Source organism: Knoellia sp. LjRoot47, assembly GCF_964253435.1.
GTDB lineage: Bacteria > Actinomycetota > Actinomycetes > Actinomycetales > Dermatophilaceae > Knoellia.
Window position 1 is genome coordinate 556,951 of sequence record NZ_CAXUQS020000001.1, and the last position, 14,880, is coordinate 571,830.

Annotated in this window: 14 protein-coding genes; 3 read left to right on the plus strand and 11 right to left on the minus strand. The window is 73.0% G+C overall.

What is annotated here, in order from left to right; genetic code table 11:
- Window positions 1–267 precede the first annotated feature (267 nt).
- On the minus strand, window positions 268–2,712 hold the full coding sequence (locus tag ACSQ11_RS02840; protein ID WP_436002845.1) for a sodium-translocating pyrophosphatase: 2,445 nt from the start codon (window positions 2,710–2,712) through the stop codon (window positions 268–270).
- Window positions 2,713–2,871: 159 nt separating this feature from the next.
- Window positions 2,872–3,270: an STAS domain-containing protein gene (locus tag ACSQ11_RS02845; RefSeq protein WP_436002847.1), complete on the minus strand. Its 399-nt coding sequence runs from the start codon at window positions 3,268–3,270 to the stop codon at window positions 2,872–2,874.
- A gap of 88 nt (window positions 3,271–3,358) precedes the next feature.
- On the opposite strand from ACSQ11_RS02845, the gene ACSQ11_RS02850 reads away from it, so the two are divergent.
- Window positions 3,359–5,650, plus strand: coding sequence for a DEAD/DEAH box helicase (locus tag ACSQ11_RS02850; protein ID WP_436002849.1), 2,292 nt, complete (start codon window positions 3,359–3,361; stop codon window positions 5,648–5,650).
- A gap of 142 nt (window positions 5,651–5,792) precedes the next feature.
- A complete protein-coding gene (locus ACSQ11_RS02855) occupies window positions 5,793–6,356 on the plus strand; it encodes a hypothetical protein (RefSeq protein WP_436002850.1) in 564 nt (187 codons plus the stop codon).
- Between the two features lie 243 nt (window positions 6,357–6,599).
- On the opposite strand, the gene ACSQ11_RS02860 is transcribed toward ACSQ11_RS02855, so the two are convergent.
- The 9 genes from ACSQ11_RS02860 to ACSQ11_RS02900 form a co-directional block, all read right to left on the minus strand.
- A complete protein-coding gene (locus ACSQ11_RS02860) occupies window positions 6,600–6,989 on the minus strand; it encodes an Rv3654c family TadE-like protein (protein ID WP_436002852.1) in 390 nt (129 codons plus the stop codon).
- On the minus strand, window positions 6,986–7,345 hold the full coding sequence (locus ACSQ11_RS02865; RefSeq protein WP_436002854.1) for a TadE family type IV pilus minor pilin: 360 nt from the start codon (window positions 7,343–7,345) through the stop codon (window positions 6,986–6,988). The genes ACSQ11_RS02860 and ACSQ11_RS02865 overlap by 4 nt, the downstream gene beginning before the upstream one ends.
- Window positions 7,342–7,536: a DUF4244 domain-containing protein gene (locus ACSQ11_RS02870; protein WP_147064331.1), complete on the minus strand. Its 195-nt coding sequence runs from the start codon at window positions 7,534–7,536 to the stop codon at window positions 7,342–7,344. The genes ACSQ11_RS02865 and ACSQ11_RS02870 overlap by 4 nt, the downstream gene beginning before the upstream one ends.
- 277 nt (window positions 7,537–7,813) lie before the next feature.
- On the minus strand, window positions 7,814–8,404 hold the full coding sequence (locus ACSQ11_RS02875) for a type II secretion system F family protein (RefSeq protein WP_436002857.1): 591 nt from the start codon (window positions 8,402–8,404) through the stop codon (window positions 7,814–7,816).
- Window positions 8,404–9,165: a type II secretion system F family protein gene (locus tag ACSQ11_RS02880; RefSeq protein WP_436002859.1), complete on the minus strand. Its 762-nt coding sequence runs from the start codon at window positions 9,163–9,165 to the stop codon at window positions 8,404–8,406. The genes ACSQ11_RS02875 and ACSQ11_RS02880 overlap by 1 nt, the downstream gene beginning before the upstream one ends.
- Complete coding sequence (locus ACSQ11_RS02885) at window positions 9,162–10,556, minus strand: TadA family conjugal transfer-associated ATPase (protein ID WP_436002861.1); 1,395 nt, start codon at window positions 10,554–10,556, stop codon at window positions 9,162–9,164. The genes ACSQ11_RS02880 and ACSQ11_RS02885 overlap by 4 nt, the downstream gene beginning before the upstream one ends.
- 11 nt (window positions 10,557–10,567) lie before the next feature.
- Window positions 10,568–11,302 (minus strand): hypothetical protein, encoded by a 735-nt coding sequence (locus tag ACSQ11_RS02890; protein WP_436002863.1) that lies wholly within the window; start codon window positions 11,300–11,302, stop codon window positions 10,568–10,570.
- A gap of 538 nt (window positions 11,303–11,840) precedes the next feature.
- Entirely contained in the window at window positions 11,841–12,695 is an 855-nt protein-coding gene (locus ACSQ11_RS02895; protein WP_436002865.1) for a Fic family protein, read from the minus strand.
- An 11-nt stretch (window positions 12,696–12,706) separates the two neighbouring features.
- Window positions 12,707–13,579 carry a thioesterase family protein gene (locus ACSQ11_RS02900; RefSeq protein ID WP_436002867.1) on the minus strand — a complete coding sequence of 291 codons (873 nt, stop codon included), beginning with the start codon at window positions 13,577–13,579 and terminating at the stop codon, window positions 12,707–12,709.
- 77 nt (window positions 13,580–13,656) lie between these two features.
- Here ACSQ11_RS02900 and ACSQ11_RS02905 point away from each other — a divergent pair, with 77 nt between their 5' ends.
- Complete coding sequence (locus ACSQ11_RS02905) at window positions 13,657–14,850, plus strand: sensor histidine kinase (RefSeq protein WP_436002869.1); 1,194 nt, start codon at window positions 13,657–13,659, stop codon at window positions 14,848–14,850.
- The last annotated feature ends 30 nt before the right edge of the window (window positions 14,851–14,880 follow it).

Here is a 14,880-nt window from a genome sequence, read left to right on the forward strand (position 1 = left end):
CGGGTCGAACGGAACCGGACGTGGCGTGGTCATCGCCAGATCGTGGCAGTTCGGGCCGATCAGGCCGGGGCGCCATCCACAGCCCTGCCGATGACTGGCACGAGCGGCGCACATCCTGATCACCGGCGCAGGCATGCGTGCGCCGGTGGTCAGCTTCTGCGCCGCTGACGACGGACACGTCGGAGGGGGAACGGCGCGGCGGCCGGCTCACCCTCTCGGGTGGGCCGGCCGCCGTGTCACTGCGTTGGCGTATGCCGTGTGCTCGGGTCAGCGCTGCGCGGGAACCTCGAGCGCGTCGCCGTTCTCGACCGACTCGTCGACGGCCTCACCGGGCTCGGTGACGGCGCCGGAGTCGGGCGCGGAGGCGTCGAGCTCGTCGACACCCTCGATGTCGTCGTCGCCACCGATGGCGAGGTCGCGACGCTTGGAGACCGCGACCGCCGTGACGACGATGATGAGACCGACGGCGGCGATGCCGTAGCGGATCGGGGCGCTCGCGCCTCCACCGATGCTCAGGGTGACGATCGCCGGGGCGATGAGCACGGCCACGAGGTTCATGACCTTGATGAGCGGGTTGATGGCCGGGCCGGCGGTGTCCTTGAACGGGTCACCCACGGTGTCACCGATGACGGTGGCCTCGTGCGCCGCACTGCCCTTGCCGCCGTGGTGGCCGTCCTCGACGATCTTCTTCGCGTTGTCCCAGGACCCGCCCGAGTTCGCGAGGAAGACCGCCATGAGGCAGCCGGTACCGATGGCGCCGGCGAGGAAGCCCGCGAGCGCACCGATGCCGAGACCGAATCCGACGACGACGGGCGTCAGGGCAGCCAGCAGACCCGGGGTGGCGAGCTCGCGCAGCGAGTCCTTGGTGCAGATGTCGACGACCTTGCCGTACTCCGGCTTGGTCGTGCCCTCCATGATCCCGGGGATGTCGCGGAACTGGCGACGGACCTCGAAGACGATGGCCCCGGCCGCACGCGTCACCGCGTTGATGGCCAGACCGGAGAAGAGGAACACGACGGCCGCACCGAGGAGCAGACCGACGAGCGTGGCCGGGTTCGTCACGAGCGCCTGGGCGTCGGAGAGGAAGGACTCGGCCTGCTGCTGCGTGGTCGTGCCCGGGTCGGTGATCTCGCGGACCGCCGTCTGCCAGGCATCGGTGTAGGAGCCGAACAGCGCGGTGGCGGCGAGCACGGCCGTCGCGATCGCGATGCCCTTGGTGATGGCCTTGGTCGTGTTGCCGACCGCGTCGAGCTCGGTGAGGATCTGCGCGGCCTCGGCGTCGACGTCGCCGGACATCTCGGCGATGCCCTGCGCGTTGTCGGAGACGGGGCCGAACGTGTCCATGGCGACGATGACACCGACGGTCGTGAGCAGGCCACAGCCGGCGAGCGCGATGAGGAACAGCGAGAGCGCGACCGAGCCGCCACCGAGCAGGAAGGCGAGGTAGACGGCGCCGCCGATGATGGCCGCGGTGTAAACGGCCGACTCGAGGCCGACGCCGATGCCGGAGAGGACGACCGTCGCCGCGCCGGTGAGCGAGGTACGGGCGACGTCCTTGGTCGGGCGCTTGTCGGTGCCGGTGAAGTGACCGGTGAGCCACAGGATGATCGCCGCGAGGACGATGCCGATGACGACGGCGAGGATCGCGGTGATCCGCGGGTTGCCGTCGAGCGCGCCGATCGCCTCGTCACGCGAGCCGAGCTCGCCGAACGTCGCGGGGAGGTAGACCCACGCGGCGATGCCGGAGAGCACGGCCGCGATGGCCGCGGAGATGTAGAAGCCGCGGTTGATGGCGTCGAGCGCGCTCTCGCCGCCGCGGGCCTTCGTGATGAAGACACCGATGAGGGCCGTGATCGCACCGATCGCCGGGACGAGGAGCGGGAACACGAGGCCGTAGGCCCCGAAGGCCACGGAACCGAGGATGAGAGCGGCGACGAGCATCACGGCATACGACTCGAAGAGGTCGGCCGCCATGCCCGCGCAGTCGCCGACATTGTCGCCCACGTTGTCGGCGATCGTCGCGGCGTTGCGGGGGTCGTCCTCCGGGATGCCGGCCTCGACCTTGCCGACGAGGTCGGCGCCGACGTCGGCGGCCTTGGTGAAGATGCCACCGCCGACACGCATGAACATGGCGAGCAGGGCGGCGCCGAAGCCGAAGCCCTCGAGGACCTTGGGCGCGTCGGCCTTGTAGAGGAGGACGACGATCGAGGCGCCGAGCAGGCCGAGGCCGACGGTCGCCATGCCGACGGTGCCACCGGTGCGGAAGGCGATGCGCATGCCCTCGTCGCGACCGTTCTCACCCCGCGAGGCAGCAGCCACGCGGACGTTGGCCTTGGTGGCCAGCTTCATGCCGAGATAGCCGATCGAGGCGGAGAACAGCGCACCGACGATGAAGAACCCCGAGCGACCGAGCTTGACCCCCCAGTCGGGTGCCGGCAGGAGGAGCAGGAGCCCGAAGACGAGCACGACGAAGATGCCGAGCGTCTTGAACTGACGGGTGAGGTAGGCCTGGGCCCCCTCCTCGACAGCGGCGCCGATCTCGCGCATCTTGTCTGTTCCGGTGTCCGCACGTAGGACCTGCTGCCGGAACACGAAGCCCATGACGAGGGCGATCACGGCGATGACCGCGACCCCCACGACGAGCGTGACGTTCGATCCGGTGAGGTCCAGCGTGGAACTCGCCTCGGCTGGTGCGAGCGCGAGTGCAGCCATTCCATCCTCCTTGACGGGTGCGCGCCGTCGAGGCCCGGGACCGAATGCCCACAGGCAGGCGCGGGGTGGACCTTACCCGGTGACCCACGTCACAAGAAGGGCCGGGACCTCGGTGTGACTGCTCTCACCCCGGGTCGCGGTCGACGGTAGCGCCGCAGGTCAGGCGGTGGCGCCCGGGTCCGCGACGTCGTCGCCGAAGGCGGCGAGCGCGTCGTCGACGGAGTCGTGGAGGGGGAGCACCCGGTCGAGCCCGGTGATGCCGAAGAGGCGCAGGATGCGCTCGTCGGTGCAGACGACGCGCAGCGACCCGCCGACCTTGCGCAGGGCCTTGAGCCGGCCGACGAGCACACCGAGGCCGGTCGAGTCGATGAAGGTCACGCCCTGGAGGTCGACGACGACCCGGGTCTGTGCTTCGGCGACGCGCTCCTCGAGCGCGGACCGCAGCTGCGGCGCGGTGTAGACGTCGACCTCACCGGACACGGTCATGATGGCGACGTCTTCGCGGTCGGTCCTCGACAGGCTGAGCTTCACTGGGGCCGGCTCCTCGTTCTCACGCATCCGACTTTCGGATGTTTCCTCCGTGCAGCTCATTCGCGGCGGCCAGGGAGCCGGCAGCGGTGTCGGTGCACGGCCATACCGTAACCCCATGTCGTCATCCGCCGAGCCGACTGCGCTTCTTGCCGCCCTCGCGGCCGGGGAGCGCAGTACCCGCCTGCGCCACGTCGAGCACCTGCCCGCGCGCGCGGCGCAGGTGGCACCGTGGCCCGAGTGGGTCGCGACGCCCGTCCTCTCGAGCCTCACGGGCAGCGGCATCGCCCAGCCCTGGTCGCACCAGCGCGAGGCGATGGACCTCGCGCACGCCGGCTCGCACGTCGTCCTGTCGACCGGCACCGCCTCGGGCAAGAGCCTGGGCTACCTCGTGCCCGCGCTCTCTGCGGTGGTCGACGGGCTCGACGCGCCGACCGGCCGCGGGGCCACCGTCCTCTACGTCGCACCCACCAAGGCCCTGGCCGCCGACCAGCTCGCCCGGATCGAGGCGCTCGCGATACCCGGTGTGCGCGCGGCGACCTACGACGGCGACACCCCCACCGACGGGCGCCGCTGGATCCGCGAGCACGCCAACGTCATCCTCACCAACCCCGACCTGCTCCACCACTCGCTGCTGCCGGGGCATTCGCACTGGTCGCCGTTCCTGCGTGCCCTGCGCTACGTCGTCATCGACGAGTGCCACATCTACCGGGGTGTTTTCGGTTCGCACGTCGCGTCGGTGCTGCGGCGGCTGCGCCGGGTGGCGGGCCGCTACCGCTCGCAGCCCACCTTCGTGCTCGCCTCCGCGACCGTCTCCCACCCCGCGTCACACGCCTCAAGGCTCATCGGTATGCCGGTCAGTCCCGTCGAGGTCGACGGCTCACCTCGCGAGGCGCTCACCTTCGCCCTGTGGGAGCCACCGATGGTCGACGAGGCACGCCGGTCGGCGACGACGGAGGCGGCCGAGCTGCTCGCCGAGCTCGTGGAGCGCGACGTGCAGACCTTGGCGTTCGCCCGGAGCCGCGCCGGGGTGGAGGGCCTCGCGTCGTCGGCGCGTCGGCGCCTGGGGCAGGTGGGCGGGACGGCCGGGGCGACGGTCGCGGCATACAGGGGCGGTTATCTCCCGCAGGAGCGCCGCGAGCTCGAGCGCGCGCTGCGCGACGGTGAGCTGCGCGGGCTCGCGGCGACCAACGCGCTCGAGCTGGGAGTCGACATCAGCGGGCTCGACGCGGTCCTCATGGCGGGGTGGCCGGGGCGGCGGGCCAACCTCTGGCAGCAGGCCGGACGTGCAGGTCGGTCGGGGCGGGAGTCGCTGGCGTTGTTCATCGCCGCCGACGATCCGCTCGACACCTACCTGCTCGACCACCCCGAGGCGATCTTCGGGGCGCCGATCGAGTCGACGGTCATGGACCCGTCCAACCCGCACGTGCTCGCGCCGCACCTCGCCGCCGCCGCGCACGAGCTGCCGCTCACCGAGGCCGACCTGCCGATGTTCGGCACCGGAGCCCGCGGCGTGCTCGACCTGCTCGTCGAGCGCGGGATCCTGCGTCGACGGCCGACCGGCTGGTTCTGGGCTCGTGACGACCGGCCCGGCGACCACGTCAACCTGCGCGGGACCACCGAGGTCGTCTCGATCGTCGAGCGCCGCAGCGGTCGCGTGCTCGGCACCATCGACGAGGCCTCGGCGCACTCGCAGGTCCACACCGGAGCGGTGCACGTGCACCAGGGCGACCCGTTCGTCGTCACCGACCTCGACCTCGACGCGGCGACGGCGACGGTCGTGCGCGGCGACCCCGGTTGGAGCACGCACTCGCAGTCGCGCAGCTCGTTCGAGATCCTCGGCGCGCAGCGGACGCACCAGTGGGGTGAGGTCGAGGTCTGCTACGGCTCCGTGCGCGTCACCAACCAGGTCACGTCTTTCCTGCGACGACTCCCGTCGGGTGAGGTGCTCGGCACCCACCCGCTCGACCTGCCCGAGCGCTCGCTCGTGACCCGGGGCGTGTGGTGGACGATGCCGCTCGACCTCCTCGAGGCCGCAGGGATCGAGGAGGCTCACATCCCCGGCGCCGCGCACGCCGCCGAGCACGCGGCCATCGGCATGATGCCGCTCGTGGCGACCTCGGACCGCTGGGACATCGGCGGGGTCTCCACCGACCAGCACCCCGACACCGGGCTGCCGACGATCCTGGTCTACGACGGGTACCCCGGCGGCGCGGGCTTCGCCGAGCGAGCCCACACCGCGTTCGGCGAGTGGGTCGAGGCGACCCGCGACGCCATCGCGCGGTGCCGGTGCGAGCGGGGCTGCCCTTCGTGCGTCCAGTCACCCAAGTGCGGCAACGGCAACGAGCCGCTCGACAAGGACCGCGCCGTCCGGCTGCTCGACGTCGTCCTCATGTCGCGGCCCGGCTGAGTCGTGGCCGGCTGAGGTTCGGCCCTGCTGAGGTTGGGCCCGGCTGAGTCGCGGCCCGGCTGAGTCGCGGCTCGGCCCGGAGGTCGCGAATCGGGTGCGCTGATCAGCGAGAACGCCTCCAGATCGCGCTAGCCTCGCAGGCGTGATCATCCTCGGACTCATCCTCGTGCTGCTGGCCATCGCTGCTGGAATCCTCCTCTTCGAAGGGACCCGGGCGCTGACCGACGGCGTGGACATCGACGTGCTCAACGGCACCGTCAGCCTTCCCCCGCTGGCCCTGCTCATCACGGGAGCAGCGGTCATCACGATCTTCTGGCTCGGGTGGGCCCTCATGCGCGCGGGCATGCGGCGTGGGTCGCGACGCCGTCGTGAGGCCAAGGAGCAGGCCGCCCTGGCCGAGCAGCGTCGCGTCGATGACGAGCGGCGCATGCAGGAGGAGTTCGCGCAGCACGAGCGCAAGCTCGCCGAGGAGCGACAGCTCCGGGAGCAGGAGACGTCCACCTTGCGTCGCGACGCCGACCAGCGCGTCGAGGAGCAGCATCTCTCGACCGAGGAGGCGCGTCGTCGCGCCGAGATCGCCGAGGCGCGCAATGCCGAGGGCCAGAACGTCGAGGGCGCCCACTCCACCGGTCGCACCGGCGACGCGCGCGTCGCCGACGACTCGACGTCCTCGACCCGCGAACTCCCCCGCGAACCTCGCGCCTGAGCTTTCAATCCCGCACGCCTGACTGCCCGCGGCCAGCGCGGCAGAGCACCTGGATGGCCAGCCCCTGAACGACCGACCAGGCCTTGTCGGGCCCATGTTGCGATGTCGGCTGACACTGTCCGCGCGACGGCGCAGGATGGCACCGACAACGGCCCGGCAAGAACCACGTCTGACCACCTGAGCAAGGGGGCAGCCGAGCGATGGTCCTCGCGGGGAGTCGGGCACCCGACCTGAGCACCCCCGTCAGGGCGCGCGCATCGGCGCCGGTCCGGCTCGCGCTGACGCCGTGGCCACACGTGGGACCCCGGGCCAGCGGCCGGGGACGTCTTTGGCCACCCGGACCCTCAAGGACTCGGCGGTCTCCATGCGGCAGGACGTCAGGCGTGCGCCGTTGCGCGTCGCCAGGTCCGACGCTCGTGAGCACGGGTCGGCCGTGCCCTGCTGCAGGGCCGTCGCTCCGGCCAGCGCGGCGAGGTCGGCCGCTGCACGAGCGCGGTGGGCGGCAACTGCGGCGGACGCGACCTGGACTCCGGCGAGGATCACCACGAGGAGCACCCCCAAGGCGGCGGTGACGAGGACCGTCCCGGAGCCACGTTCCTCCCGCCGGGACTCGAGACCGACCCGGCGTCTCACGGCGAGTCCTCGGGCACGGCATGGGCCACACCATGTGGTCGAGCGCCGACGCCGAGCCCCGACAGCACCGCCGGGAGGTCTGCGCTCACCTCGGCCCGGACCCTCTCGGCGCCGACCTCGAACGAGATCCGCGCGCCGTCTGGCGCCTGGTCGGCGACCTGTCGCCGGACCTGCTCGACGTCCTCTCCCCTGGCAAGGAGGCGAGCTCCGGTCCGGGCGGCGTCGACGCACCGGAGGTGGTCCGTCAGTGCTGCCACCGCTCCGAGGCCCAGGGTGAGGACGAGGACGAGCGCCGGCAGGGCCACGGCGATCTCCGCCGTGACCATGCCGGCCTCGCGCCGTGCAGGTCGGGTCACGTGCCCGTGCCGAGGGCGGCGGTGATGACCTTGGCCAGCGCCGACTTCACCGGGCCGGACTTCACGACCACCATGAGGACCGCAGCGAACGCGCATGCGGCGAGCGTGCCCACGGCGTACTCCGCGGTCGTCATACCTGCCTCGGCGGACTGCTTGAGGTGCGCCAGTCGGCGCGAAAGACGGTGTGTCACAGGAGAGCTCCTCGATCGGTGCGGGGTGGTTCCCCGCGTCGACTCGAGTCCAGCCGACGGGTGGGCTGAGGGCCACCCACAAGATGCCGACCTGTGGACGGGCGGGCCTGCTCGGAGGAGGTGTGGACGACGGCGCCCGGTCTTGCGGCAGCGCCTGTCACTGCCGGATCGTCCTCCGTTGCGGCGGCGACAGGGTGCCCCGACGTGACTGGTTTCGGTGCAGCGACTGGTTGCGCTGGTGACGACGCCATGCACCCACCCCGTCCCCAGGAACCCGTCAGCCGGAGCCGAGGCTGACACCGGCGAGGTGGAGCACCACCGGCACGACCGTGGTGCCCACGAAGCCTGGGAGGAAGCAGACGCCCAGCGGGAGAACGAGCAGCACCCCTGCGCGCTGCACGGCCGTCTCCACGCGCGAGGCCTCTTCTCGGCGCATCCGCTGGGCCGCCGCGAGGACGACGCCCGCCGGGGCGGCGCCCGACTGCTCAGCCGCCTGCCATGCGAGCGATGCGGACTGCCAGCCGTCGCCGACGTGTCCCCATGACGTCGCGGCATCCTGCCCCCAGCGATGGGCGCTCGCAACGATGCGCAGCTGGCGTGCCACGGCCTCTGGCACTCGATCGGCGACCGCCTCGAGCGACTCGACCGGACCGAGCCCCGACCGCAGTGCCAGCGCACACAGGACGAGGGCGTCGGCCGCCTCGTCGACGGTGGGCCGGGCCGAAGCTCGTCGGGCACCGGTTGCGTCGACGCCGTCCGCTTCCACGTTCCCCTCGGCGGGTCCCTTCGGCTCCGCCGCCGACGGTCCGCCACGACCGGGCCACAGGAGCACGGCTGCGACGACGAGGACGAGGGCAGCAGCGAGCATCAGCCGATCTCCGCCGGACGCAGCGCCCGTCGCACCAGACGTCGCGACCAGAGCCACCCGACGCCGGTGAGAAGGCACCCCACCGCAGCGGCGACCAGAGGGGCGGGGCCGCCGTAGACGTCCGTGACGGGCAGGCCCAGCAGCACGGTCACCATAGGTCCGGACAGGGGCAGGACGGTGAGGAGCCACATGGAGGCGCGGGGACCTGCGGCGAGGACCGTGCGACGGTCGTCGGCGGCCGCCCGCTCGCGCAGGACGTCGGCCGAGGTACGGGCGGCGGGTGCTGCGGCGATCCCGAACTCGTCGGTGAGCTGCCACGCCGCGGCGAGGAATCTCAGGTCGGGGTCGCCCCGCGCCTCCTCGGCGAGGCACGAGCCGACGCCGTCACCCCGCGCGTCGACCTCGGCGAGCCGATCCGCCAGGTGGCCCATCTCGCGCCGGGACGCCCCCTCCCCGACCGTGCATGCCAGTCGCGCGGCCTCGGCGGACGGCAGCCCGGCGTCGAGGCCGACCGCGGCGAGCTCGGCGAAGTCGGCCACCCACCCGCGGCGTGCGCGTCCGAACCGCACCTCCCGCCCGAGCAACAGGCGCATCCGCCCGAAGGCCCGGGCACCACCGTCGGATGCTGCGTAAACAGGTCCGCCCGACGCATCCGGTCCACCCGCCGAGCCGGCCCTCGACGACGCGCTCCGCACCACTGGCCGACCACGCGGCCACAGCACGACCGCGAGGACGACGAGCGACACGACGAGCACCGTCATGCCACTCTCCCGGCACCGGCGCCAGGACCGGCGCCAGCACCGGCTCCAGCACCGGCGCCAGCACCGCTCCCCGAACCCACCACCGTCCCGATGCCCACCTCGTCAGCGCGACCAGGAGACGGGACAGGTCCAGCGACACCACCGCCGAGTCGGTCGTCGAGCAGCTGCTCGAGCCGCGCGGCTCCGGGTCCCCGCACGACCCGCTCGATCTCCGGCAATCCCGCCGCGAGAACCTCGCCCGACGCTCCCGCGCCCGTCGCCCCCGCGCCCGGCGTTTCCGCGATCACGCCCCCGCCTCCAGCACGCGCGCCCACCACGAACGCCTCGTCCACGACGACCTCGGACCCCGTCCAGCGGGTCACCCCGACCGCCCGAACGTGACGTAACCCGCCGGTCCGGCCGACGTCGACGACGACCTGCACCGCACCCCGCAGCTGGGCATGGACCGCCTCGCGTCGCAGGCCGGCGAGCGCACCGAGGGCCTCGATGCGCGCCGGCGTCTCGGCGAGACCGCTGGCGTGCAGGGTGCCCGCCCCTCCGTCGTGCCCGGTATTGAGGGCCGACAGGAGCTCGCGGACCTCTGCCCCGCGCACCTCACCGACGACGAGCCGGTCCGGGCGCATCCTCAGCCCCTGCCGGACGAGGTCGACCAGGGTCACGGCGCCCACGCCCTCGACGTTCGGCGAACGCCCCTGCAGACGCACGACGTGCGGGTGGGTCGGGTCGAGCTCGCGCACGTCCTCGACGACGACGATGCGCTGGTCCGGTGCGCAGTCCGCGAGCAGCGCCCCGAGCACGGTCGTCTTGCCGGCGCCGGTGCCACCGACGACCAGGAACGACAACCGGGCCGCGACCACCCGTGCCAGCACCGAAGCCAGCCCCGCGCCCACCGCCCCCAGCCGGCGCAGCCCGTCGACGCCGACGGGTTGGCGTTGCGACACCCGCAGGCTGAGATGTGTCCCCGACTCCGCGAGCGGCGGGAGGATCGCGTGCAGACGCACGCCGCCGGGCAGGACCCCGTCGACCCACGGCTGCGCCTCGTCGAGACGCCGCCGGGCCAGCCCCGCCAGACGGGTCGCGAGCGCGCGGGCGGCCACGGGCTCCACCACCTGACCCGTGGCCTCCAGACCGCCTCCACGATCGATCCAGACCGAGCCGTCACCGTTGACGAGGACGTCCGTGACGCCGGGCGCGCCGACCCACCGCTCCAGGGGTCCGAACCCAAGCACCCGCTCGCGCAGGAGCTCGCCCTCGGCCGCCGCGCCGTCCGCTCCGAGCTCGACGACGTCGCCCGCCAGCTCCGCGATGACCCCGGCATCGGGCGCACGCCCACCCCGGATCGCCGCCTCGACGCCGGGCCATCTCTCCTGGGCACCGGCCGAGCGGTCCACCGCACCGCCACTCACGCCGCACCACGCCCGAGCTGCTCCACGAGGTCGAGCACGACGCCGTCTGCCCTGTCGCGCAACGTCCCTCGCAGACCCGGCCAGTCACCGCGCTCCCCGTCGCGTCGCACGCGGGCGTCGTCACGCACGTGCGCGAGGTGGGCCACCCCGAGGTGCTCGATCACCTCCGCCAGCTCGGCCGACACCGCTCGCTCCCCGCGCGTCACCATCCCCACACGTGCCTCCCCGCCCGCCCCCGGGTCCGGCATCGACACCCTCGCCAACACCGCCTCGGCGTCCGCCAGCTGTCGGGCCCGCAGCCCCGCCACCACGTGCACGGCGTCAGCACCCTCGACGAGCCGCCCGGTCACCGCCACGTCCACCCGACCGTCGACCACCACTGGCACCTCCCCGCGCAACGACCCGACGACGTCGAGCACCGCCGAGTCGGGCACCACCTCACCTCGCCCACCGGCGGACAGCAAAGGCACCTCGCCGCACGGCAGCGCCGCCAGCAGCCGCGAGCACGACGCCGCCCCCCGCAATCGAGCAAGATCGGGCCATCGCAGCCCGGGCACGTGCTCGGTTCCGCAGGTCATGTCGAGCCCTCCCCCGCGGACGTCACCGTCGACGAGGACGCACTCGCCGAGGTGCAGCGACAGGCGCCAAGCGAGCGCGGCCGCCCAGGTCGAGGCACCCAGGCCACCGCTGGCGCCGAGGACCACGATCAGTGGAGCTGCGAGAGACGTCATGCGGCCACCGTGACCGCCGACGGACCCGGCCGACCACCCCACGAGAGGGATCTGTGGACAGGGCGGACGGCATACGAGGGCTGTGGACAACCGCGTCCCCAGCGCAGGAGGAAAGGCGACGGCCCCGGTCGGGGGGAGGACCGGGGCCGTCGGGTGGGCCGAGCTCCGGGGGGGGAGGAGCCGGACCACCCTTCGCTACGACCCCGAAGGGGAGCGATGCGTCAATCGTCGCCGATCCGGTCCCCCGGTGCAAGGCAAGGACGAAAACTCAACCAAATCTGGTCAGTGGGTAGTCATCACGACGATGACGCCCCTACCAGAGGGGCGTCATCCGCCGCGGGTGCTCGGGGCGACCAAGCGTGCATCTCATCGCCGTCGTACCGGGTCGAGCCCGGACGGACCGGTCCATCAGTGGACTGCCCGCGCGTGGGTACCCGTCGCGTCCCGCGGTTGTTCTCGAGATCGGATGGTTCCCGAGGGCCTGTCCGATGGCTCCTGTCTACTCTCCTGCGACAGGCACGACAAGACTTGACATTCGTCAGGTGAGGCGGCCGGCGAGCACCGCGTCGGCGATCCGCTCGCCCTCCTGTGCGCCCGCGACGATCGCGTCGCAGCAGTGCGTCAGCCAGAGCCCGACGCCTGCGGCGTCACCGCGCGTGTATGCCGTGAGCCCACCGAGGTAGGCCGGCCCACCTCCCGTGCCGTGCCCCATCTCGGGTACGGCGACGCCGGTGGGGTCCAGCCCTCCGGCCTGGATGACAGCGCGCTCGACGGCGCGGGCGACGACGCCGTTGCCGCGGGTGAACGGCCGTGCGGTGACGATCTCGGCGTGTGCGAGCGCGGCGACGATCGGCACCGGAAGGCTGGCGGCGTTGGCCAGCACCTCGACGACGCGGGCGAGCCGCTCCCGGGCCTCGGCGGCCGGCGGGGCGGCACCGATCTCGACGAACTCCCGGCTGTCCTCGCCGTCGAGCCGGGGACGGCCGAGCTCGGAGTCGGGGACGAGTCCGGCGGCTGCGGCGGTGTGGAGCCGGGCCAGCGCCTGCATCGGCGCGGTGAGGACGACCGGCCCGAGGCGTTCGGTCTCGGCGGTGGCGGCGATGACGCCGCGCATGACCTGTTCGACGGGGTCCATCTCGTCGTGCCAGGTCACGGCGCCGCGCATGAGGTCGCGGACGATCTCGACGGAGAGCCGGGCGCCGTCGAGCTCACCGCTGGCGCGGGCGCCGCGGACCCGCGACTCGGCCGCGGCCTCGGGGATGCGGCGGCGCAGGGCGTTGTGCCATCGGAGCTGCGTGCAGGCCTCGCGGGCCGCGTCGACCTTGTCGGCGACACCGGGCAGGGACGCGAGGGCGGTGACCGCGGAGGTCACCTCGGAAGGGGTCTGGGGCACGGCAGGCGGCCTCAGACGCTCTCGGGGGCGTCCGGCATACCGGCGTCGGGCGACGGCGCACCGGCGTCGGGCGGCGGCGCAGCAGCGTCGGCAGACGGCATACGGACGCCGGCGAGCTGGCGCGACTGGGCCACGACGCGGTCACGCGAGTCCCAGATGACGGCGTCCTCCTCGAAGAGCCCACCGATGACGTTGCGGGTCGTGATGCGCATGCGCAGCCAGCCCGGCGCCGGACGCGAGCGGACGTGGCCGGAGAACGCGATCGTCGGCGCCCAGCCCAGCGCGCCGAACGTGAACGTCACCGGCGGCATCGCGTCGAGGAAGAACGGCAGCGACAGCGCGTCGGGCTCGCGCCCATCGGCGAACCGGATCCACGCGCGCATCTCGCCGTCGCGGGCGGGCTGGCCGAGCGCCCAGCCGACCGTGGCGGGGTCGATGCGCATGTCGAGGCGGTCGAGGATCCGGATCTTCTCGGCGAACCCTCCGCGGGCGGCCGGGACGCAGACCTCGGGGTCGGGCAGCTCGGGCGGCGCCTCCATGAGGTGGACCGGCTCGCTGTTGGCGTCGAGGTCGGCGAAGGTCGCGGTGTGTCGCACACAGGTCGTCTCACCCTGGGTCAGCGTCACCTCGGCCGTGGAGAACGAGCGGCCGGTGCGCAGGACCTGCGTCTCGACGCGGGCCGGACCGGGCTGGGCTGCCGCGAGGAAGGTCGTGCTGAACGCGACCGGGTCCTGGTGGCTGTCGACGGCGTGGAGTGCCTCGGCCGCGGCCTTGGTCGCGAGCGACATGAGCAGCCCGCCGTTGACGGCCTCGCCGATGACCCAGCCCTCGCCGAGCTCGGCCCGTCCGTCAGTGAGGGTCAGGGCGTCGTCGAACTCGGTCATGGCTCGACAGCGTATGCCGTCGGCCCACCTCGTCCGTGCGGGTGTGGGCAGCGCCGCAGCCGCCTACCCTTGCGCCCATGACAGCGTCGTTCCACGTACCCACCGCCGTGGTCGTGGCCGGGGCGATGCTGCTCCTGGGGCTCGGCGTGTGGGCGGCCGGGCGCGGTCGGCGGCGTGGGTTCCTCTCGACGGTCGACCGCGTGACGTACTCGACGCTCCACACCGCCTCCCTCGCCTCGCGCCACCTCTCCGACGGGCTCACCCCCGAGGCCGCCGAACGCGCCGGGCGACACCTGCTCGCCATCCTCGGCGCCAGCTCGGTGGCGATCTGCGACGCCTCCGGCGTGCTGTCGTGGACCGGGCCCGGCGACCACCACGCACCCGACGCCCACGGCCACGCCTCCGAGAGCCGCACCTCCGCGGCGCCCTCGGTGCTCGGCTCCGACGTCATCACCTGCAGCGACCCGGACTGCCCGGTGCGCGCCGCCGTCACCGCCCCGCTCATCGCCGACGAACGCGTCGTCGGGACGCTCACGGCATACGCACCGGCTGCGTCCGCGGGTCTCGCGCGGGCGACCGGAGAGCTGGCCCGCTGGGTCTCGGCCGAGCTCGACGTCGCCGAGCTGGGGCGGGCGCGCACCCGCGCGATGGAGGCCGAGCTGCGGGCGCTGCGGGCCCAGATCAGCCCCCACTTCATCTACAACTCGCTCGGTGCCATTGCCTCGTTCGTGCGCACCGACCCCGAGCGGGCACGCGAGCTGCTGCTCGAGTTCGCCGACTTCACCCGCTACTCGCTGCGCCAGGGCGGGCCGTTCACGACGCTCGCGGAGGAGCTGCGCAACGTCGAGCGCTACCTCGTGCTCGAGCAGGCCCGCTTCGGCGAGCGGCTCCAGGTCTCCCTGCTCATCGCGCCGGAGGTGCTGCCCGTGCGCATCCCCTACCTCGCGGTGCAGCCGCTGGTGGAGAACGCCGTCCGTCACGGCCTTGCGTCCAAGGAGGGCATCGGCCACGTGACGATCAGCGCGTCGGACCAGGGCGGCGAGGCCGAGATCTCGGTCGACGACGACGGGGTGGGGACCTCGCCGGAGTCGGTGCAGCGGATCCTCGACGGGGTGTCCCGGGCGGACTCGATCGGGCTCGGCAACGTCGACGCCCGGCTGCGCCAGATCTACGGTGACGACTTCGGTCTCGTCGTGGAGACCGCCGAGGGCGCCGGGACGCGCGTGAGCTTCCGCGTCCCCAAGTACGCCCCCGGGGTTCACACCGAGTGACCCACACCGCCCCCTCGTCCGTGGATATCC